Origin of the sequence: Dyella monticola (assembly GCF_003363155.1) — a bacterium.
Lineage (GTDB): Bacteria > Pseudomonadota > Gammaproteobacteria > Xanthomonadales > Rhodanobacteraceae > Dyella_B > Dyella_B monticola.
Window position 1 is genome coordinate 170,671 of the sequence record NZ_QRBE01000009.1, and the last position, 22,266, is coordinate 192,936.

Here is a 22,266-nt window from a genome sequence, read left to right on the forward strand (position 1 = left end):
ATGCCGGCCCCATTTTTCCCGCAAACCAATACTGCCATTGACTTGATTCAAAGCACCCCCATCCATGGCCGGTATTGGGGTTACTCTGAATCGGGAACAAGCCATGGCCAACTCCACTCCCTTAAAAATCGATTTCGTCTCCGACGTCGTCTGCCCCTGGTGCGCCATCGGCCTCAAATCGCTGCAACAGGCGCTGCAGCAACTCAACGGCGAAGTATCCGCCGAATTGCATTTCCAACCCTTCGAGCTGAACCCGCAGATGGCGCCCGAAGGTGAAAACGTTGCCGAACACCTGGCGCACAAATACGGCAGCACGCCGGACCAAATGGCGAAGAACCGGGAAGGTATACGTCAGCGTGGGGCCAGCCTGGGGTTTATCTTCAACATGGATAAACGCGACCGCATCTACAACACGTTCGATGCACATCGCTTGCTGCACTGGGCCGAGCTCCAGGGCAAACAGCTTGCTTTGAAGACGGCCTTGCTGGAAGCCTATTTCTCCCATGGGGAAGATGTCAGCTCCCACCAGGTGCTTGCGCGCATCGCGGGCGAGGTGGGCCTGGACACCGCCGAGGCGGCCAAGGTGCTGGCGGAGGACCGCTACGCGCAGGATGTTCGCGAGCGAGAGCAGTTCTACCAGCACCAAGGGGTCCGTGCCGTGCCGTCGGTCATCATCAACGATAAATACCTTGTCCAGGGTGGCCAGCCCCCGGAAGTATTCGCCCAAACGCTACGGCAGGTGGCCGCGGAGGCCTGAAATCCCGTTAGGGCGGCCTCGCCGCAACGGCAGCGGGCGACGTGAGACAATGCGGGGCCGCGAATCCGCCCTGCCCGCATGCTGCGACTCACCGACATCAAGCTCCCCCTGGACCACCCCGAGGAAGCCCTGGCTGCAGCCATTCGCGCCAGGCTGCATGTCGGTGCCGCAGCGATCCGCGGGTATTGCGTATTCCGGCGCGGCTTTGACGCACGCAAGCGCGGCGCCATCACGCTTATTTATACGCTGGACGTGGACGTAGCGGACGAAGCCTCCATCCTGGCGCGGTTCGGGGACGATCCCCATGTGCGGCCCGCGCCGGACACGAACTATCACTTCGTCGCCAAGGCAACGGCACCGTTGACGCATCGCCCGGTGGTCATCGGCCTGGGCCCATGCGGCCTGTTTGCCGGCCTGCTGCTGGCACAGATGGGCTTTCGCCCGATCATCCTGGAGCGCGGCAAGGCGGTGCGCGAGCGCACCAAGGATACGTGGGACCTTTGGCGCAAGCGCAACCTGCATCCGGAATCGAACGTGCAGTTCGGCGAGGGCGGCGCGGGTACCTTTTCCGATGGCAAGCTGTACAGCCAGATCTCTGATCCCAAACATTATGGCCGCAAGGTGCTCACGGAATTTGTGAAAGCCGGCGCGCCGGAAGAAATCATTTATGTGAGCAAGCCTCACATCGGCACGTTCCGCCTGGTGACCATGGTGGAGAACATGCGCAACACCATCGAATCGCTGGGCGGAGACATTCGCTTTCAGCAGCGCGTGGATGATCTGCTGGTCGAAACCGATGCGCAGGGTGTGCGTCATGTCCGCGGTGTAACGCTTGCCGATGGTGAGCAGATTCGCACCGATCATGTCGTACTGGCGCTCGGCCACAGCGCACGCGACACGTTTGAGATGTTGCATCAGCGCGGCGTGTATCTTGAAGCCAAGCCGTTCTCGATCGGCTTTCGGGTGGAACATCCGCAATCGATCATCGATCGAGTCCGCTTTGGCCCGCAGGCAGGGCATCCCTTGCTTGGCGCGGCGGATTACAAACTGGTGCACCACTGTCGTAATGGCCGCTCGGTCTACAGTTTTTGCATGTGTCCGGGTGGCACGGTGGTGGCCGCTACCAGCGAGCCCGGCCGCGTGGTGACCAACGGCATGAGCCAATACTCGCGCAACGAACGCAATGCCAATGCCGCCATTGTGGTCGGCATTGAACCGTCCGATTTCCTGCCTTACGACAACAGCGGCAGTCCGCTCGCGGGCATCGCGCTGCAACGTCACCTGGAAAGCCATGCGTTTGAACTCGGTGGCGGCACGTACGAAGCACCCGGCCAATTGATCGGCGATTTTCTCGCTGCGCGCGCGTCGACAAGCTTCGGTGAGGTACAACCGTCATACAAGCCCGGTGTGCACCTTACGGATCTATCGAGCGCGTTGCCGGAATATGCGATCACCGCCATCCGCGAAGCGATGCCCGCCTTCGATCGCAAGATAAAAGGTTTCGCACGCCCCGATGCCATCTTTACCGCCGTGGAAACGCGTACATCATCGCCCGTACGTGTACGTCGCGATGAACATGATCTGCAAAGCATCAACACACGCGGATTGTTTCCAGCCGGCGAAGGCGCCGGTTATGCAGGCGGCATTCTTTCGGCGGGTGTCGATGGCATTCGTGTCGCCGAAGCCGTGGCGCTGAGCATCGCGCAGAACACGCATGCTCACTGACGCACTCAAAGACAATATCCGCGACGCGTATGCACGCGTGAAGGATGGCTTGCCGGGCTTTCGCGCACGTCCGGCGCAAACGCGCATGATTGCCGAAGTCGCACGGGCACTTGCGCAAGGCAGCGGCGCGGCAGTGATCGAAGCGCCTACCGGCACCGGTAAATCCATGGCTTATCTGATCGCCGGTGTGGAAGTCGCGCGTGCGCTGAAGAAAAAGTTGCTGATTGCCACCGCCACGGTCGCCTTGCAAGAGCAATTGGTCGAGCGCGACATTCCGCTTTATCTCAAGCTCAATGGCCGCGAGATGAAAGTGGCGCTTGCCAAAGGCCGCGGTCGATATCTGTGTCCACGCAACTTGCGCATGGCGGTGGGCAGCCTGGGCGATGGCGGCCAGATGGGCTTGGGCCTGGATACCGATCTTGCGCTGTGGAACAAGCCGCCAGCCGAACGCGACAAACACGTGTTGCGCAAACTGAGCGAGGCCTTCGACCACAGTCAATGGCATGGCGATATGGATGCCGCACCCGAAACGCCTGGCGACATGTTGCGCGCCATGGTCACCACCAGCGCCGGCGGCTGCACCGGTCGTCGCTGCGGGTACTTCATGGCGTGCCCGTTTTTTGCGGCGCGTCGTGCCGTCGCGGATGCCGACATCGTCGTCGCCAATCAGGACCTGGTGCTTTCCGACCTCACCATGCCTGGCGACGACGACAATTGGGGCGGCGTGATCCTTCCCAAACCGGACGACACGCTCTACGTGTTCGACGAAGCGCACCACATGCCGGGCAAAACTATCGACCGTGGCGCGTCCGACGTGATGCTGGGTACGGCGGCGCGCAACATCGGTCGGCTGGGGCGTCAAGTTCACGCGGCCTATTCGCTCACCGACAAAGAGGTGATCGGCAAGCTCACGCTCGATGGTGGTGATGAAAAGCTGCAGACATTGAGCGATGCGCTCGAGGCGCTGGAGAAGGAAATCCGTCAATCGTGGCTGCCCGACCCGACCCAAACCGAGCCCATGTATCGCGGATCACTCGGGCAATTGCCGGATAACTGGGTATCGCACGCTACGTTCCTTTATACGTTGACCTCCGACGTGCAGCGCTGGCTGACTGCGGTGCGCCGCGCCGTCACCGAGATGAGCGAAGGCGGCCCAACGCAGGAAGCGTTGTCGCGTGAACTTGGCATTGCGCTGGAGCGTATCGATCGTCAGGTGCGCACGTGGCGTGCATGGTCCAGTGACGACCCGGAGCACGCGCCACCCCTGGCACGCTGGGTCACGCTGTCGCACGATCAGCAACTGGTATGTCACGCCTCCGCCGTTTCCGCAGGCGCCTTGCTGCGCAATATTCTTTGGGACAACGCCAGCGCCGCCGTGATGACGTCGGCCACACTGAGTGTGGGCGGCAACTTCCGTGGCTTTGCCGATGCAGTGGGTTTGCCGGATGAGGCCATCACCGTCACGCTGCCCTCGCCGTTCGATCTAGGCGCACAGGCGCGACTGGAAATTCCCGCTTTGTCAGCGCTGCCCGATGCACGCGAACAGCATGCACAGGAAGTCACCGATTGGCTGGCCGACCATCTGGATTGGGATGCCGGAAACCTGGTGTTGTTCACATCGCGCGCGAAGCTTGAACGCGTGCTGCAGCGCCTGCCTATCGACAAGGTGCGCAAAGTGCGCGCGCAAGGTTCATTGGGCAAGACCCAATTGATCGCCGAGCACGTAGCCGCCATCGAAGCTGGCAAGGGCAGCACGCTGTTTGGTCTGGCCTCATTCGGCGAAGGCCTCGATTTGCCGGGCAAACTGTGCGAAACCGTGGTGATCACGCAATTGCCGTTCGCGGTACCCACCGATCCTGTCGGTGCCACCTATGCCGAGTGGCTTGAATCGCGTGGCCGCAATCCATTCATGGAAGTGGCGGTACCTGAAGCGACGCGTTTGCTTATCCAGTATTGCGGCCGCCTGATCCGCAGCGAAACCGATCACGGCCGTATCGTGCTGCTGGATCGACGCGTCATCACACGGCAATATGGCAGCCAGATGCTAAAAGCCCTTCCGCCCTTTCAGCGCGTGATCGAACGATGAGCATCATCCGCCTGCGCGAGTGTCCGGCCGTGCCGTGGAAGAACGGCATGGGCCGTACGCGCGAACTGGCCGTCCATCCTGCGGGCGCAGGCATGGACGATTTCATCTGGCGTGCGAGCGTGGCCGAAGTGGATAGCGCGGCGCCGTTTTCATCCTTTGAAGGTATCGACCGCAGCATTGCGCTGCTGGCCGGCGCAGGCTTCACGATGACGCTGGATGATGGCCGGAGCCATGCTCTCACCGCACCGTTTACGCCGTTTGCATTTGCGGGCGAAGCGAAGGTGACCATCGCCTTGCATGGTGGCGCCACGCATGACTTCAATTTGATGCTGCGGCGATCGAAAGCGCGCGGCGAACTGGTCACCTGGGAAGATGCCGGTCGGCAAGTGGTCGACGATGCCGTGGCGCTGATTTATTGCGCGCGGGGGCATATCGATACATCGGACGGTCGATTGCAGCCTGGCGACGCGTGGCTGCCGACCGCATCGACCGGGCGTGTCACATTGGAATCCGGGGCATTGGCACTTGTGGCGCGGGTCGAGTTGCTGGGAGATTAACGCTCGCGGTCCGTCATGCCGGCGAAGGCTGGAATGACGGCAGGGCACTCGCATTCCATCCTGAGGTGTTCATCATGTCTTTGCTGATCCTCGGTTTGATTGTCTTCCTCGGCTTGCATTCCATCCGTATCGTTGCCGACGACTGGCGCACACGACAGGTCGCCCGTATCGGCGTGAACCGCTGGAAAGCGATCTATTCCATTCTGGCCGTGATTGGCCTGGTGCTGATCATCGTGGGCTTCGTGATGGCGCGGCAGCACCCGGTACCGCTCTATGCACCGCCACCGTGGCTGCGACACCTCAACGCCCTCTTCATGCTGATTGCGTTGATCCTGTTTCCCGCCGCGCGCGTGCCCAACAACGCCATCAAGGCCAAACTGCATCATCCGCAGGTGCTGGCCGTGAAAACCTGGGCGTTCGGTCATCTGCTCGCGACCGGCATGCTGCACGATGTGCTGCTGTTTGGCTCATTTCTGCTGTGGGCGATCGTGCTGTTCGCGGTCTCGCGGCGCCGCGACCGGCGCAACGGCACGGTGTATCCGCCGGGAACGGTGAAGGGCACGGTGATCGTGATCGTCGCAGGCTTCGTGCTGTGGGCCTTGTTTGCGTTCTGGCTGCACTACGCGCTGTTTGGCGTCAATCCGCTGGCGTGAATGCCGCCATAGGTCATATACGCGCGCAGCCCCAGGCTGCGTTACATTGACACCCCTCACTAACCGCAGGAGATGTCCATGGTCGGCTTTCTGCTCTGGTTACTGCTACTCGTGTTCTGCTGGCCGCTCGCTCTGCTGGCGCTGGTGCTTTATCCCATCGCGTGGCTGTTGTTGCTGCCGTTCCGGCTGGTGGGCATTACCGTGGGGGCCGTGTTTGCGTTTCTCCATGCGCTGTTGATGCTTCCGGCGCGCGTACTTCGCGGGCGACCTGCCTAGGGCGTGCACCGGTCGTCCATGGCACGGCGGCCAGTGTTTTGAATGCAGGTAACGCCGCGCTGCCAACAGCCGCATCGCGTTAAGCGGCCGATCCGTTTCACATAACTTTTTTGCACGATGACCTTTGCATTTGCGGGCCATGGGCGCAGGATGGACACGCCTGGTTACGCTGGATCTGCAACGTGCAAGCCGTCGACACGCTTACCCCGTGCCCTTGTGGCAATAAGGCCGGCTACGTCCGCTGTTGCGGACCGCTTCACGAAGGCTCCGCCGCTTACAACGCCGAAGCGCTGATGCGCTCGCGTTACAGCGCCTACGTGCTCAAGCGTGAGGATTATCTGCTCGCGACGTGGCATCCCAGCACGCGTCCGGCCAACCTGAAATTGGCCGCCCAGAACCCCTCACCCACGTGGCTGGGCCTGGATGTGAAACGCCATCACCAGGAGGGCGAGCAGGCCACGGTGGAGTTCATCGCGCGCCTGCGCTACGGCGGCGGAAAAGCGCAGCGCATGCATGAGATCAGCCGCTTCGTGCGCGAGCAGGGCCGCTGGTATTACGTAGACGGTCAGTTTCCCGAAGCCTGAAAAGTCAGCTCGCTTTCGCCTTCGAAACGGCCGGCAGCGCCGAAGCGACGTTCCACGATCAGCCCTCTGCCGTCATAGCCGACCGCCACGATGGTGCTGGCGCGCGTGCCGTAGCGCTCGCCACGGATAAATGCCGACGACAGCCAGCGTTCGCGCTCCAAGCCCACACCAGTATCGGGCAGCGCATCGTCGGGTGCTTGATGTTCGTCCGCCAATGCGCGGAACAAGGGTGCGACATCGACATCGTGGCCGGCATCCATCCACGCCTGCAGACGCTGCATCAATGCGCGCGTCTTGGGCCATGGCGTGTTGAAATCAGCATTGGACAAACCATGCACGCCCGGTTCGATCGGCTGTGCGCGCGCCGACGGTCGATTGCCGATGTAGAAGCCATGCGCGGTATCGAACGTGAGCAAGTTGAATGGGCGATAGCTAGGCGCCGCTGCAAGCAAGCTTTGTGCGTGCGTGGTTGCGTCATCGCTACCGGCCAGATAGTCGGTGGCAAGCAGGCCTCGCGACGTGCCGTGCTGCGGATCGTTGGGATCACGCACATTGGTGACAACACAACAACGTCCCGCCTGCGTAGCACCCAGCCAGGTACCACCGGCTTCCAGATCACGCCCACCGATGATCGGGAGATCATGCCAGCGTGCCAGCGGAGCACTGGGCCGCGCATGAAATTCGTCGCGATTACCGGCGAGCAGTAAACGCCAGCGCGGATGCACTTGCCAGGCGAAAGCGATCAAGCACATGGCGATACCTCATGGGTGTACGCGTTTGCGCACGGCATCGGCCCATCGCGCCGCGACGCGTGGAGAGGTCATGCACACGGTTTCATCGGTGACGGTCGTCACCGCGCGCTCAAGCAATTGAATGTCCGCTTCATGCTGACGTGCGACGTGCGGATCTTCGAAGAAAATCGCGCGCTGGCAACGGCGCTCTAGCACCAGATCGGCAATTTGCGCATCGCCGCCCATCGGTCCGCTTTGATAGCGATCCACCCATGCCTTGTCCTGCGGCCAACCACGACTCCACGCCAGCTCATTCAATTGCTGGCCGGTCGTGCCGGTTGCCACGCGACGCGCGAAACGCGCGAGCACATCGAAGTGATCGGCCGCGTACGCCATCATCTGCGGCTTCATCGCATCGTGCGCGATCATGGCAATGGTTTGGCTTTCCAGCGCGTGCAAATCATCGGCACCCGGATCGGCCGTCAGTCCTGCGTGGATGCGCTCCATCTCGATCCAATCACGCGCTGAAGCGACGGTGGAGATAAAGGGTTTCTGGTGAATCACACATTGGCGCTTCAGCGCCACGGCTTCGGGAAAGGTCGAAGACGGGTCGACCGGATTGATCAAATAAATGGCCCCATCCAGCGTGCGCTGCGGTTCGTGCATGCCCACCACTTCGGCCACCAGCTTCATCAAGCCGCCTTCATGGCCGTACGGATAGCGCAGCAGACCAGGGTATTCCTCAAGATAGCCCACCCGCGCGATGGCCGCATACGTGCGCCCCACCGCGTGCAGGCTCAGATTCAATTGGCGAATGCCGTGCTCGCATGCGCGCAGCCAGCGGAACAGCGCCGCATCATCGTGATCGTGGTGGATCGCGTTGGCGGCAAGACCCATGCGCATCGATATTTCTCCTCTGACTCAACCAAAGAACCAGTAACACACACCAATGGACGCCAGCACGCCGGCCAGGTCCGCCAATAATGCACAACCTACCGTGTGGCGCACGCGACGGATACCCACCGCGCCGAAGTAGACGGCGACCACGTAGAAAGTGGTTTCGGTACTGCCCTGCACTGTCGCTGCCACCAGCGCAGGGAAGCTGTCGACACCGGAATGATGCATGGTCTCAATCAACATGGCGCGCGACGCACTGCCGGAAAAAGGCTTCACCAATGCTGTCGGCAGCGCATCGACGAACCGCGTATCCAGGTGGGCATGCTGCGCCAGCCAGCGTACGCCGTCCAGCGCGAAATCGAGCGCACCTGACGCGCGCAGCGTACCCACCATGCACAGCATGGCCACCAGGTATGGAAGTATGTCCTTGGATACGTCAAACCCCTCCTTCGCACCTTCGATAAAGCTCTCGAACATCGGCACGCGCTTGTACGCACCCACGCACAAAAACACGATGATGATGCCGAACAGAGCCAGATTGCCGAGTAACGAGGACAGCGAAGCGAGCGCCACCGCCGACAGCGACGCAAGGAACGCAAGAAAGCCACCCAGCAAAAGGCCGCCGCCTCCAAACCAGGCAAGCACCACCGGATCCCATAGACGCAAGCGCTGCATGTAAGCCACCGAAAGCAGGCCGACGAGATTGGACGCAAAGTGCGCCAGCAAGATCGGCAGAAACACCAAGGTGGGATCGTGTGCGCCGGCTTGTGCGCGATACATGAACACCGTCACCGGCAACAAGGTCAGCGACGAGGCGTTCAAGACCAGGAACAGGATCTGCGCATTGCTTGCCGTCGTGTCGGACGGGTTGAGCGTCTGCAACGCGTGCATCGCACGCAGGCCGATCGGCGTGGCGGCATTATCCAGCCCCAGTGCGTTGGCGGCGAAATTGAGCGTGATCAATCCAATCGCCGGGTGACCACGCGGCACCTGCGGCATTAGTCGTGCGAAGAGCGGTCCCAGCCAGCGCGCCAATCCATCCACCAGGCCAGCCCGTTCGGCGATGGCCAGAAATCCCAGCCAGAGTGTGAGTGTGCCGAACAGCAGCAGCATCACTTTGACCGACAGGTCGGCCATGTCGAACAGTGCGCCAACGATCGCTGCGAAGACTGTCGCATCCCCACCGACCAGCCAGCGCACCAGCGCCGCAACGGCGGCAGCGATAAAGAAGCCGAACCAGAGGCGGCTCAGCATGCCGGCGGCGGTTGGATGAGAAATGCGGCCATGTCTGCATTGTCGACGACAGCGCATGCGCACGCCAGCGTATCGCGCTTATGCCTGCAAAGAAAAAGGCGCACCGGTTATCCGGCGCGCCTGAAGTGACAGCGTTTTTATCGGATGTCCTTACAGATCGAACTTCACCCCAATGTTCCAGAAGCGGCCGATGATGCCGGCGTAGTCATAGGTGGGATTGTAAAAATTGGCCGCATAATTGAGCGGATCAAGCGGCGGCTTGCGGTCCGTCACGTTGTCCACCGAGGCCGTAAAGGTGATGTGTTTGTTCAACCTATAGCTACCCACCAGATTGCCGTAGGTGAAGGAGGCCATCGTGCAGTTGGGCGCTAGCGGCCCACCGTTGGGACCCAGCGCATCGAAGCACGCCGTGGTACCGGTGACGTCCTCTGCCGATTCGAACTCCTTGCTGGTGAAGTAGATCGTGGCCGTCAGGCTGAGCGGCCCCCATACGATGGTGTTCGCCCAATTGCCACGCGTACGCGGGGTACCCGCACCGGAGGACAGGTTGTATGGACCTTGCGTGCCGACATAGCTTTCGACTTCGCCGGCAACATCCTCCTTCCATTGGAAGATCTGCGTGGCCTGCACTTCGCTGATGTACTGGATGCCATTGCTGAATTGGAAGTGCGCCTGCAAATCCAGGTCCAGGCCGGTCGTCTTCAGCCAGTTGCCGTTGATGTAATCGGCGCCCACGAAGATGGGGCGCAATGGCGCCGTAGGATGCAACGGATCGGGCGTATCGAATCGCATCGTATAGCCCGGCAATACCGTGCCGGTTTGGTAGTAGTTCAACAGCGCGACACCCGGGTCGGCCGGAACGATCACGTTGCTCTTCCTGATGTTGTAGTAGTCCAGCGAGGCGTTCAACCAGCTGAGCGGCTGTACGACTACACCGAAGGTAAAGCTCTGCGATTTCTCCGGCTTCAGATTGGGATTACCCGAGCTTCCTTCTTCCAGTGCATAAGGCACTGTTACGTAGTTTGAGTTCCCATGCGCGTCCAGGAAGGACGCTGGTGCGCCCTGCCCCTCCACCGAACTGCTGACGAAGCCGGCACTAAAGCTGCCGGCGCTTTCGCCGAATTGCGGCGCGCGGAAACCCTTCGAGTAGGTTGCACGCAGTGCCACCCAATCAAGTGGCTTCCACTTCAGGCCCACCTTCGGCGAAAAGTTGTTGCCCACACGTGGGTAGTGGTCGAAACGACCGGAGACGTCGGCTTCGAGGCTTTCCAGCAGCGGCGCGTCGAATTCGGTGTAGACGCCACTCACGTTACGTGAGCCCGTAATGAAGGTATCGCCCAGGCCTTGATAGATACCACCCGGGTTAAGCTCCTCCTGTAACTGCCCTTCATGACGGAACTGCACACCAGCGGCGAAACCCGATGGGCCGCCTGGCAAGTCAAACAGCTGGCGGTTCACAGAGAAGTCAAACACATCCATGTCTGAGTGGTTTTGCGCGATATCGGGTGGCGAAACCGCATTGCGCACGGCCGCACTGTTCAACGATGGATTGGCGAAGTTGTACGTGCCGTTCGCGATGGCATTGAGCAACCCCTGATAGCTGATAAAGCCCAGGTTCTCGTAACCCATCCATATATGGTTGCCCACCATCGACGCTTCATAGTTCCAGTCGCCCCATTCGCCCGTGACGTCCAGTACGGCGCGCAGGTTGTGGGTATCGACGTTTGTTCCACTCGGAATGTCACCGAACAAATAGTTGATGTACGCATACTGGCCCGGGAACGGATTGGAGGGATTTCCCGGCGGCAACTGAATGGTGTCGGTGTTGTTTGGTACGCTGGATTGAATCTGATTTGGCGTACCAAGCTCGTGGACCACGGATTGGTAATAGCTCAACGAGGCATACGCCTTGGTCGTGTCGCTGAACTTATACGTGAAGCGGCCATAGAGGCCATCCTTGTTCGAGTACTGCTGCACATGGCCATATTGATAGGCCGTATCCTGCGCGCAATACGTGCCCGTGTTCGGGCCTGTGCCCGGAACAGTCTCCAACTGAGTACCGGGAGTGCACGGCCCCAGCGGCTGGAACGGTCCCGTCGCCGGAGCGCCTGGGGTAGGTCCCGCAGGCGCCACGGTACCGACTGAGGAACCGTTGGTATTGAGCGGATTGCCAACGCGCAGATCCGGGCCACCGATGGCGGTGAGGTTGGTGCTGTTGAAGGGATAGCTGCGATCCTTCAAGGGAATCGCCTGATCCTGCTCCCATTCCGCACTGAAATAAGCGTTGTAGTGATCCGTGTTCAGATCACCGATACCACCCACCAACGAAGCATGTTTGTGGAAACCGCCGCCATGTTGCGAATTGCCGACTTCGGCAGTGCCTTCCACGCCCTGGAAACTGGGCTTGAGAATGATGTTGACTACGCCGGCGATCGCGTCGGAGCCGTAGATCGACGACGCGCCATCTTTCAGCACTTCGATACGCTCTACAGCAGCCAGCGGAAGCGTGTTGAGGTCGACGAATGAACGAATGCCATCGTCCACCAATGGGTAGCTTGCCGCACGTTTGCCATCGACCAGTACCAAGGTGGAGTTCACGGTCAGGCCGCGTAGCGCCACGCCGGAAGAACCCGTTGCGAAGCCGGCATAGAACGACGGCGGAATGGTACCGCTGTTATCGGCGGAAACCGCACGCACCACATCGGAAACATTGGTGAAACCCGAACGCGCAATGTCCTGCGCGGTGATCACCGTGACCGGCGATGGTGTTTCAGTATCGACACGCGGCAACGCAGAACCGGTGACGGTAATGGTCTGCAATTGCTGGGCGTTGGATGGAGCGGGTGGTTGGTTGGACTGAGCCGGTTGCGTTTGAGCAGTGGATTGCTGAGCTTGTGGGGCCGCACTTTGTGCCAAAACCGCTCCGGGGACGGACGCCAGCAGCACGGCTGCAAGCGAGAGCGCAAGTTTGTTACGTTTCATTTGGAACCCCTCCAATGGTTTTTACCGAAAAGGTGAAACCGCTTGTGAGTTGTCCAATCGTTCCGCTGGATAACAGTTTGTGGGAATCCATCCGGATTCCAAGCGCGGTCTACCACACCGGGGCTGTGTAGACAAGCCATTAACAACGGCAAAAATTTGCGCACGCACGGAGCAATACCACCTGTGCTTGGCAAAAAAAGGCCGCGACAGGACTTCAGCGCGGTTAAACGATTACGAAATTAATAAATCTCGACGCAAGACACTACGAATTCACGTAATTTTGAAGTGGAATATTTTGTTGAAACACCGCACTAACGTTTCGGCTCCATAAACATAACGGCGCGTCGAGGTCGACGCGCCGTTATGTTTGGAAGTCCATTTGAAGTGATGCATGACGCGATTGCCGCGCCATGCATCATCATCGTGACGCTTAGAACTTCACTTTCACGCCGAGGTTGTAGAAGCGACCCACAATGCCCGCGTACGAGTACGTCGGGTTGTAGTTCACCGCGGCATAGTCGGCCGGATCGAACGGCGGCTTGCGGTCCAGCGCGTTCATGATCGAGGCCGTGATGCTGACATGGCTGTTGATCGCGTAGCTGCCCGTCAGGTCCAGATCGGTGAACGAACCGATGTAGCAGCTCGAAGGCAGGAATGCCGTGCCAGCAGCGTTGGTTTCCAAGCAACTGCCCGGACCCACGCCCACGTCTTCGGCCGTTTCCGCGAAGCCGCTGGTGTAGTACAGCGTAGCGGTGACCGATGCCGGACCATACGACACCGTGTTCGACCACGAGCCCTTGGTGCGCGGCGTGCCGGCGCCCGAGGACAAGTTGTACGGACCCTGCGTGCCAACGAACGATTCAACCTGGCCATTCGGCAACACCATGCGCCAGTTGAAGATCTCGGTACCTTGCAGCTCACTCACGTAGTGAATGCTGCCGAAGTCCCAATGGCCCTGCAGATCCAGGTCGATACCGTCGGTCTTGAGCGAGTTGGCGTTGATGTATTCGCCAATGAACTCAGCCGGGCGAATCAGCGCACCCTTCGCCGAGTTATCCGCTGCATCCGGAATCACCGTCACACCCGTGATGCCCGTTTGACCGGTGGCGAAGTAGTTGTTGATCGCGTCGCCGAAGTCCGGACCGGTGATAACGTTGGTCTTCTTGATGTCGTAGTAATCCAACGACGCATTCAACCAGCTCGTCGGCTGCACCACCACACCGAAGGTGAAGTTGGTGGCCTTCTCCGGCTTGATGTTCGGATTGGCGACAGTGTATTCCGCCAGGCTGTACGGGACGGTCGAATACGCGTCGCCACCGTGAGCATTGACAAAATTCGTGTACTGCGCCGGATTGAGGGTAACGAAACCTTCCGCGGAGCTCGAACCGTTTTCAGCAAAGCTCGGCGCGCGGAAACCCTTGGAGAACGTGCCGCGAATCGCAACCCAGTCCAGCGGCTTCCACTTGAAGCCCACCTTGGGCGAGAAGTTGTTGCCGACGTCGCTGTAATGGTCGAAGCGACCGGAAGCATCCACTTCCAGCGAATCGAGCAGCGGCATGTCGAATTCGGCATAAGCGCCGCTGACGTTGCGGTCGCCCTTGGTCTGCGCGATACCCAGACCCTGGTACAGATCATCCGGATTGAGCGCCGGATCGTTCTGCGCTTCGTAACGGAACTGTGCACCCACGGCCAGGCCGGCCGAACCACCGGGCAGATCAAACAGCGAGCGGTTGGCGCTCAGGTCCAACGAATCCAGATCCGAGGTGGACTGCTTGGAAAGATTGGGCGACAGTGCGGCGATTTCCGCGGCGCTGTTGGCCGACGGATTGATGAAGTTGTACGAACCGCTGCTGACCGCATTCAACAACGCCGGATAGCTGATGAAGCCGGACTGCTGCGTGGTGAGCCAGTCGTGGTTGAGGACCAGCGCCGCGTCGTAGTTCCACTCGCCCACTTCGCCGGAGATATCGCCGACGACGCGCGCGTTGTGGTTGTTGTAGGTGTTGTCCTGCGGGATATCGCCGAACGCATAGTTGAGCAGCGCGTACTCGTCCTGCGCCGCGAACGGATCGTTCGGGTTGAGCTGACCCTTGTTCGGACCGGAGGTAAGGATCGGCGGCAGCGCGATGTTGTTGGTGTTGTTCGGCGTGGAGACCTGCACCTGCTGGGGCGTGAACTGCGCCCACATCTTCGACTCCATGTAGCCTACCGACAGGTAGGCCTTGGTGGTGTCGTTGATCTTGAAGGTCACGCGACCGTAAAGGCCGCCCTGCTCGGTCTGCGGCTGCACTTCGCCGTACTGAGCAACCTGGTTCTGCTGGCAGTAGCTGCCTACGCCCGTCGTGGTCGTCAGCTGCGTGCCATTCGTGCACGCACCGAGCGGCTGCCACGGACCGACCTGCGTAGCACCGGTGAGCGTATTGCCGCCTGCAGCCACCGTACCCGGCGCAACCGCGCCAACGGTCGAGCCTGCGAACGTAGCCGGATTACCCCACGCACCGTTCGGGCCGCCAATACCGCTCAGGTCCTTCGTGTTGTACGGATAGTCACGCGTGCGGTTGTAGATGGGGTTATCCATCTCGTACTGCGCGCTGAAGTAGGCGTTGTAGTGATCGGTATCCAGATCGCCGCCACCTGCCAGGAACGTCGCCTTCTTGGTGAAACCGCCACCGTGCTGCGAGTTGCCGATATCGGCGGTGCCTTCCACGCCCTGGTAACCGGGCTTGAGGATGATGTTGACCACGCCGGCGATGGCGTCGGCGCCGTACAGCGAAGAGGCGCCGTCTTTCAGCACTTCGATGCGCTCGACGGCAGCAATCGGAATGGTGTTCAGATCGACGAACGAACGCTCGCCGTCATCGGAAACCGGGTAGCTGGCGGCGCGATGGCCGTCGATCAGCACCAGGGTGGAGTTCACGGTCAGGCCGCGCAGCGCAACGCCCGAAGCGCCTGCTGCAAAGCCGTTGGTGAACGCGTTGGGGATCGAACCGCTGTTGTCGGCGGAGATCGAGCGCACCACATCGGAAATGGTGGTGAAACCGCTACGGGCAATCTGCTGCGCCGTGATCACGGTCACCGGCGAGGGCGTTTCTGTATCGACGCGGGGCAGCGCAGAACCGGTCACGGTGATGGTCTGCAACTGCTTGGTGTTGGCCTGGCTCGGGGCAGCCTGGTTCTGAGATGCGTCTTGCGTAGTGGCAGGCGTGCTCTGGGCAAAAGCAGTCCCGGCGATCGGGGCAAGGAGCAACCCCGCCAACGAAAGCGCAAGCTTATTACGAGTCATTTTTCATACCCTCCAAGGTACAGCTGATTGTGATGCCCAACTCAGGGGTTACTGCGGGAAGGGGAAAGTTGGGCGTGTGGGGACACAGTGCCGAAGTCTTCCATACATAACGGCGATCAGACAAGTCCTTAACATCACATCGCGGTTTCCGACAGACACTTGCAAGGAAAAATCTGATATGGCAATGGCGCGAGCTTTTAGTTTCGCGGAGTTATGTGCAAAAACGTAGTCGAACTTTGACTAGCAAGGTGAATATTTCGTACGAGTTTGCGAGCGATGCAGAAAAGCACCGTTAACGCAAGTCAGATGTTTTTTTTACGCGGCCGACGGGAGAAGGCGGTGAGGATGATGCACATCTGACGCACGTGCAGATGCGGAAAAGCAGCATTCGCACACGCTGATGAGCGCCGCGCTTGGCGTGTTTTCATGCGTCACACACACGCGCAACAAAACCTGCGTTACGCCAGTTGGCGCAACGCAGATTCCTGTTGTGTGAGGATTTTCGGGTGAGAACTTACGCCGTCGCGGCGGCCACTGATGCATCAACCAGCATGCGTGCAATGCTCCGTGCCGCTTCGCGTCCGTCGTACACCGCGCGCACTACCAGGTCTGCGCCGCGCACGTTGTCGCCGCCGGCGAAGATACGCGTGTTGCTGGTCTGATGCGGCAATCTGCCATGCGCACCGGTGACGACCTTGCCGGAAACGGCCAGTTCGACGCCGTGCGCCTTCAGCCAATCTGGCGGACTAGGCAAGAAACCGAACGACTGAATCACCACATCCGCGGCAATCTCTGATTCGGTGCCCGGCACATTCTGCGGCCGCGGACGCCCATCGCCGGTATCGACCAGGCGCGTTTCCACCACGCGCACCCCCCGAACGTGACCGTGTCCGTCATCGAGAATGGCCACGGGCTGGCGATGAAACATGAAGGTGACGCCTTCCTCGCGGCTGTAATTCACCTCGCGCGCGGAGCCGGGCATGCTCGCTTCATCGCGACGATAGACGCATGTCACGGACTTGGCACCGAGGCGAATGGCGGTGCGGTTGCAATCCATGCCGGTGTCGCCACCGCCGAGCACCACTACGTGTTTGCCATTGAAGTCGAAGGTCGACGCCGGCTCGTCCCGCATCAAGCGCTCGGTGTTGGCGATCAGGAACGGCAAGGCATCATGCACGCCCCGCAGCTCGCGTCCTGGCAATTGACCATCCACGAAGGTGTACGCACCGGTGCCGACGAACACGGCATCGTATTGATCGAGCAGTGCTCCGAATTCCACATCGCGCCCCACCTCCTTGCCGAGCAGGAAGCGCACGCCCATGCCTTCGAGCACATCGCGCCGCGCGCGCACCACCGCCTTGTCCAGCTTGAAGGGCGGAATGCCGAACGTCAGCAGGCCGCCGATTTCCTGCTGGCGATCGTAGACGTCGGCGGCGATGCCTTCGCGCCGCAAGCGATCCGCGCACGCCAGTCCCGCGGGGCCCGCACCAATGATCGCGACGCGATGGCCGGTCTCGCGCACGTTGGAAAGGTCCGGCCGCCAGCCTTGCCGCAACGCTTCGTCCGTCACCCAGCGTTCGATGCTGCCGATGGTCACGGCGCCGAAGGCGGTCTGCTCCAGCGTGCACGCACCCTCGCACAGGCGATCCTGCGGACATACGCGTCCGCAGATTTCAGGTAGCGGGTTCGTCTCGTGCATCAGCGTTGCCGCCTCGATGATGCGACCCTGCTGCACCAGCTTCAGCCAGTTGGGAATGTAGTTGTGCACCGGACAGGCGTGCTCGCAATACGGATTGCCGCAATCGATGCAGCGCTCCGCCTGCGTGGCGGCCTGCGGCGACGCGAAGTCGCCGCCGATTTCGCCATAGCCGAGCACGCGCACCGCCACCGGCACGGTGCGCGGCGGTTGCCGAGGCACGTCCAGGAACTGGAATAGCTTTGCGCTCATGCCGCCCTCCGCAGTTCTTCGGCCAGCACGGCGAGGCTCGCGGCCTTGGGTTTCACCAACCAGAATTTGTATTGCAGACCACGGAAATCGCGCAGGATCTGCCGCCCCCATTCGCTGTCGGTCAGTTCGACATGGCGGGTGACCAATTTGCGCAGGTGTTGCATGTAATGTTCCATGCCCTCAGGGGAGATGCGCAGGATGTCCACCAGTTCGTGGTTGTAGCAGTCGACAAAGTTGCGCTCGATGTCCAGCACGTACGCAAAGCCACCGGTCATGCCCGCACCGAAGTTGAGGCCGACCTTGCCGAGCACCGCGACTACGCCACCGGTCATGTATTCGCAGCAGTGATCGCCGGCGCCTTCGACCACGGCAAGTGCGCCGGAATTGCGCACGGCAAAACGCTCGCCCGCGCGGCCTGCCGCATACAGCTCGCCATCGGTGGCGCCATAGAGGCAGGTGTTGCCAATGATGGCGGCATCCTGGCTGGCGTACGGCGCATCCGCTGGCGGACGCACCACGATGCGGCCACCGGCCATGCCTTTGCCGACGCCATCGTTCGCTTCGCCGGTCAAATCGATATGCACGCCACCGGCGTTCCACGCACCCAGGCTTTGCCCGGCCGCACCTTCCAGCTTCAGCTCGATGGGGTCCGCATCCATGCCGTGATCGCCGTGACGGCGCGCGACATCGCCGGACAGGCGCGCGCCGATCGCGCGATCGGTATTGGCAATGCGATAGGCAAAGCTGCCACCGCTCTTGCTCGCAACCGCCTTGGCGGTATCGGCCGCGATGCGCGAGGCAAGCTCGGCATCGTCACGCATGGGATTGCGCGCCAGCGTGCAAGCGAAATCGCTGCGTGCGCTCAGGCCCGTGCCATCGATCAGCGGCGTGAGATCGAGTTTGTGCTGCACGGGCGTGACGCCATCGAGCTGTTCGAGCAGGTCGGTACGTCCGACAATCTCGCCCAGCGAGCGCACGCCAAGCTTTGCCAGATGCGCGCGCACGTCTTCGGCGACGAAGGTGAAGTAGTTCATCGCCATTTCGGGCAAGCCGATGAAGTGGTCCTTGCGCAGCACCGGATGCTGGGTCGCCACGCCGGTGGCGCAGTTGTTGAGATGGCAGATGCGCAGGTACTTGCAGCCCAGCGCTACCATCGGGCCAGTGCCGAAGCCGAAGCTTTCGGCGCCAAGCAACGCCGCCTTTATCACATCCAGGCCGGTTTTCAGGCCGCCATCGGTCTGCAAGCGCACGCGTCCGCGCAGATCATTGCGGCGCAGGGTCTGCTGCGTTTCGGCCAAGCCCAGTTCCCACGGCGTGCCGGCATATTTGATTGACGTAAGCGGGCTCGCACCGGTGCCGCCGTCGTGACCGCTGACGGTGATCAAGTCCGCACCGGCTTTCACCACGCCGGCCGCCACCGTACCGACGCCGGCATGCGAGACGAGTTTCACTGAAATCAGCGCATCGGGATTCACTTCCTTCAGGTCGTGAATCAGCTCGGCCAGATCTTCAATGGAGTAGATGTCGTGATGCGGCGGCGGCGAGATCAGGCCGATGCCTGGTTTGGCATAACGCAGGCGCGCAATCGTGGCGTCCACTTTGTGGCCAGGCAACTGACCGCCCTCGCCCGGCTTGGCGCCTTGCGCGATCTTGATCTGCAAGACCTGGGCATTCACCAGGTAGGCTGGCGTCACGCCAAAGCGGCCGGAGGCCACCTGCTTGATCTTCGACGCGCGCTCCGTGCCGTAGCGTGCGGGGTCTTCGCCACCTTCGCCGGAATTGCTGCGCGCACCCAAGCGGTTCATCGCGATCGCCAACGCTTCGTGCGCTTCGGGCGACAACGCGCCCAGCGACATGCCGGCCGAATCGAAACGCTTGAGGATCGCGTCGACGGACTCCACCTCTTCAAGTGCAATGGGTGTCGCGTCCGGCTTCACGCCGAGCAGATCGCGCAGCGCAGACGGCGGACGATGATCGACGACATCCGCATACGCGCGATAGTCGGCCCGATTGCCGGTGCGCACCGCCTTCTGCAGGGTGGCGATCACATCCGGGTTGTACATGTGGTATTCGCCGCCGTGCACGTATTTGTACAGGCCGCCGGCGCGCAATTGCAGCGCTTCGTTCCACGCCTCGGCCGCGAGCAGGCGCTGTTCGTGTTCCAGCTCGGCGAAACCGGCACCACCGATGCGCGAAGGCGTGCCCGGAAAGCACAGCGCCACCACCTCCGGCGCAAGACCGATGATTTCGAACAACTGCGCACCGCGATAGCCGGCCACGGTGGAGATGCCCATCTTCGAAAGGATCTTCAACAGGCCCTTGCGGATGCCACGCCGATAACTGCGGCCGATTTCCAGGCGATCGCCTTCGATGTGGCCTTCGCGGCCCAGCTCGAACAAACTCTGATACGCCAGCCACGGATAGATCGCCGTGGCGCCATACCCGATCAGGCAGGCGAATTGATGCGGGTCGCGCGGCGTTGCGGTCTCCACCAGGATGTTGCACTGGCAGCGCAAGCCTTCGTCGATGAGATGCGCATGCACCGCGCCTGTTGCCAGCAGGGAATGAATCGGCAGCAGATCGCGTTTTGGATAACGGTCACTCAAAAACACCAGCGCGCATCCATCGCGCACAGCCTGTGCCACCTCACGACACAGGCGATGCAAGGCCGCTTCCAGCCCTTCCTCGGGCGCGTACATCAGATCGAAGCGCGGCGTGCTGACGTACTGTGGCATCGCCAACAGCTGGCGCAGCTTGCGCTGCGAAAGGATCGGCGAATTGATCAGGATCTGCCTGGCGTTCTCGGGCTTGAGCTCGAACACGTTGCCTTCCGGCCCGATCTGCGTCACCAGCGACATCACCAGTTTTTCGCGTAACGGGTCGATGGGCGGATTGGTGACCTGCGCAAACGCCTGGCGGAAGCGGTCATACAGCGGACGCACCTGGCGCGACATCGCGGCGACCGGCGTGTCGTCGCCCATTGAGCCGGTGGCTTCGGCTTCCAGCTCTGCGATCACTTTCAGCACGGTTTCGCGTTCTTCGCGCGACAGGCCGTAGAGCTTTTGATAACAGCGCAGTTCTTCGGTGGAGAGCGGCTCGGCGGCCAGCGACGGATCGATCAGATCCGATTCCAGATAGCTCACGCCACCGCGCAACCAGTCGCGATAAGGCGCGCGCTTGCGATTGATGTCATCGATGTCCGCGTCGCGCAACAAACGATGCGCGTGGAAATCCACCGCAATCATTTCGCCGGGCGCGAGGCGCCCCTTCGCGATCACGTGCGAGCTGGGCACATCCCACAAACCTGCTTCGGAGGCAACGATCAGATGGTTGTCGCGCGACAGCGCCCAGCGCGCGGGACGCAACCCGTTGCGATCGAGCGTGCAGGCCGCATAGCGGCCGTCGCACATCACCAGACCGGCCGGGCCGTCCCACGGTTCGCTGTGCAATGCGTAGTATTCGTAGAACGCAGCGAGATCTTCGTCGATGCCTTCGCGCGCCGCGAATGCCGGCGGCACCAGCACGCGCATCGCGGCGAGCAGATCCAGGCCACCGGCGAGCAAAAGTTCCAGCGCGTTATCGAGGCTTTCCGAATCCGAACCGTTCTGGCGCACGAACGGCCCGATGTCCGACAGATCCACCAGCGGCGAACGCCAGATCTGGGCACGCGTCTGCATCCAGCGGCGATTGGCGCGGATGGTGTTGATTTCACCGTTATGCGCCAGCATGCGGAACGGTTGCGCCAGGCGCCATTGCGGCGTGGTGTTGGTGGAAAAGCGTTGATGGAATACCACCGCATCCGCGCTGAGCGCCGGATGGCGCAAGTCGTCGAATACATCGCGCAGAAGTCCCGGTGCCGCCATCGCCTTGTAACCGATCACTTGCGCCGAGAGCGACACCACATAGAACTGCGGATCGTCACTCAAGGCGAGCTCCGCCCGGCGGCGCGCACGAAACAGCGCGCGCTCGAAGCCGGCATCGTCCATGTCGTCCGCGGCGTTGACGAAAATCTGCCGCACCAGCGGCCTGGCTGCGGCCGACAAGGGGCCGCAGGCGTGCTCGTTCACGGCCACATCGCGCCAGCCTGCGACGCGCAGGCCTTCACCGGCGATGTAGCGTTCCAGCACGTCGGTAGCATCGCGATGGGCCTCATCGAGAAACACCAGGCCTGCCGCAAAGCGCTCGCCCAAGGGGATGCCTGCATGCACCGCCAGCGCACGCAGCCATGAGTGGGGGTGATGGATCAGCACGCCGCAACCGTCGCCGGTGACGCCGTCGGCGTTGACGCCGCCACGATGGGAAAGTTTGGCGAGCGCCGCGAATGCCGTATCGACCACCCATTTGCTGGCACGGCCATCGATCTGCGCCACCAGACCGAAGCCGCAGCTGTCGTGTTCAAAACCGGGGTCGTACAAACGCGGTGCCACGGACATGACCTTTACCTCTGTTTCCAGCTCGTTAGGGCGCAAAAGACCTGCCGCAGAGCGAGCGGCATGGACACACAAAAGAAGACTGGGAGGGTGGCTGCGATCC

14 protein-coding genes are annotated in these 22,266 nt (G+C 61.3%); 7 read left to right on the forward strand and 7 right to left on the reverse strand.

Annotated features, from left to right (window positions below; translation table 11 throughout):
• Positions 1 to 103: 103 nt before the first annotated feature.
• The 7 genes from DWU98_RS15125 (at position 104) to DWU98_RS15155 (ending at position 6,638) form a co-directional block, all read left to right on the forward strand.
• On the forward strand, positions 104 to 757 hold the full coding sequence (locus tag DWU98_RS15125) for a DsbA family oxidoreductase (RefSeq protein WP_115496394.1): 654 nt from the start codon (positions 104 to 106) through the stop codon (positions 755 to 757).
• Between the two features lie 78 nt (positions 758 to 835).
• A complete protein-coding gene (locus tag DWU98_RS15130; RefSeq protein ID WP_115496395.1) occupies positions 836 to 2,482 on the forward strand; it encodes an NAD(P)/FAD-dependent oxidoreductase in 1,647 nt (548 codons plus the stop codon).
• Positions 2,472 to 4,568, forward strand: coding sequence for an ATP-dependent DNA helicase DinG (gene dinG / locus DWU98_RS15135; RefSeq protein WP_115496396.1), 2,097 nt, complete (start codon positions 2,472 to 2,474; stop codon positions 4,566 to 4,568). Before DWU98_RS15130 ends, dinG begins: the two co-directional genes overlap by 11 nt.
• The gene (locus tag DWU98_RS15140; protein ID WP_115496397.1) at positions 4,565 to 5,125 is read left to right on the forward strand and encodes a HutD/Ves family protein; all 561 of its coding nucleotides are present in this window, start codon (positions 4,565 to 4,567) and stop codon (positions 5,123 to 5,125) included. The genes dinG and DWU98_RS15140 overlap by 4 nt, the downstream gene beginning before the upstream one ends.
• A gap of 74 nt (positions 5,126 to 5,199) precedes the next feature.
• Positions 5,200 to 5,778 (forward strand): NnrU family protein, encoded by a 579-nt coding sequence (locus DWU98_RS15145; protein ID WP_115496434.1) that lies wholly within the window; start codon positions 5,200 to 5,202, stop codon positions 5,776 to 5,778.
• A gap of 78 nt (positions 5,779 to 5,856) precedes the next feature.
• Positions 5,857 to 6,054, forward strand: coding sequence for a hypothetical protein (locus tag DWU98_RS15150; RefSeq protein WP_115496435.1), 198 nt, complete (start codon positions 5,857 to 5,859; stop codon positions 6,052 to 6,054).
• Positions 6,055 to 6,236: 182 nt separating this feature from the next.
• Positions 6,237 to 6,638 (forward strand): YchJ family protein, encoded by a 402-nt coding sequence (locus DWU98_RS15155; RefSeq protein ID WP_115496436.1) that lies wholly within the window; start codon positions 6,237 to 6,239, stop codon positions 6,636 to 6,638.
• Here DWU98_RS15155 and DWU98_RS15160 read toward each other — a convergent pair.
• From DWU98_RS15160 to gltB, 7 genes are all read right to left on the reverse strand, one after another.
• Positions 6,620 to 7,390, reverse strand: coding sequence for an NRDE family protein (locus tag DWU98_RS15160; RefSeq protein WP_115496398.1), 771 nt, complete (start codon positions 7,388 to 7,390; stop codon positions 6,620 to 6,622). The genes DWU98_RS15155 and DWU98_RS15160 overlap by 19 nt on opposite strands.
• 9 nt (positions 7,391 to 7,399) lie before the next feature.
• Positions 7,400 to 8,272, reverse strand: a complete 873-nt coding sequence (locus DWU98_RS15165) for a methylglyoxal synthase (protein WP_115496399.1) — start codon at positions 8,270 to 8,272, stop codon at positions 7,400 to 7,402.
• Positions 8,273 to 8,290: 18 nt separating this feature from the next.
• Complete coding sequence (locus tag DWU98_RS15170; RefSeq protein WP_115496400.1) at positions 8,291 to 9,520, reverse strand: nucleoside recognition domain-containing protein; 1,230 nt, start codon at positions 9,518 to 9,520, stop codon at positions 8,291 to 8,293.
• A gap of 150 nt (positions 9,521 to 9,670) precedes the next feature.
• Positions 9,671 to 12,502: a TonB-dependent receptor gene (locus DWU98_RS15175; RefSeq protein WP_115496401.1), complete on the reverse strand. Its 2,832-nt coding sequence runs from the start codon at positions 12,500 to 12,502 to the stop codon at positions 9,671 to 9,673.
• Positions 12,503 to 12,932: 430 nt separating this feature from the next.
• Complete coding sequence (locus DWU98_RS15180; protein WP_115496402.1) at positions 12,933 to 15,785, reverse strand: TonB-dependent receptor; 2,853 nt, start codon at positions 15,783 to 15,785, stop codon at positions 12,933 to 12,935.
• A 514-nt stretch (positions 15,786 to 16,299) separates the two neighbouring features.
• Positions 16,300 to 17,733: an FAD-dependent oxidoreductase gene (locus tag DWU98_RS15185; RefSeq protein WP_115496403.1), complete on the reverse strand. Its 1,434-nt coding sequence runs from the start codon at positions 17,731 to 17,733 to the stop codon at positions 16,300 to 16,302.
• Positions 17,730 to 22,166, reverse strand: coding sequence for a glutamate synthase large subunit (gene gltB, locus DWU98_RS15190; protein WP_115496404.1), 4,437 nt, complete (start codon positions 22,164 to 22,166; stop codon positions 17,730 to 17,732). The genes DWU98_RS15185 and gltB overlap by 4 nt, the downstream gene beginning before the upstream one ends.
• Between the last annotated feature and the right edge of the window lie 100 nt (positions 22,167 to 22,266).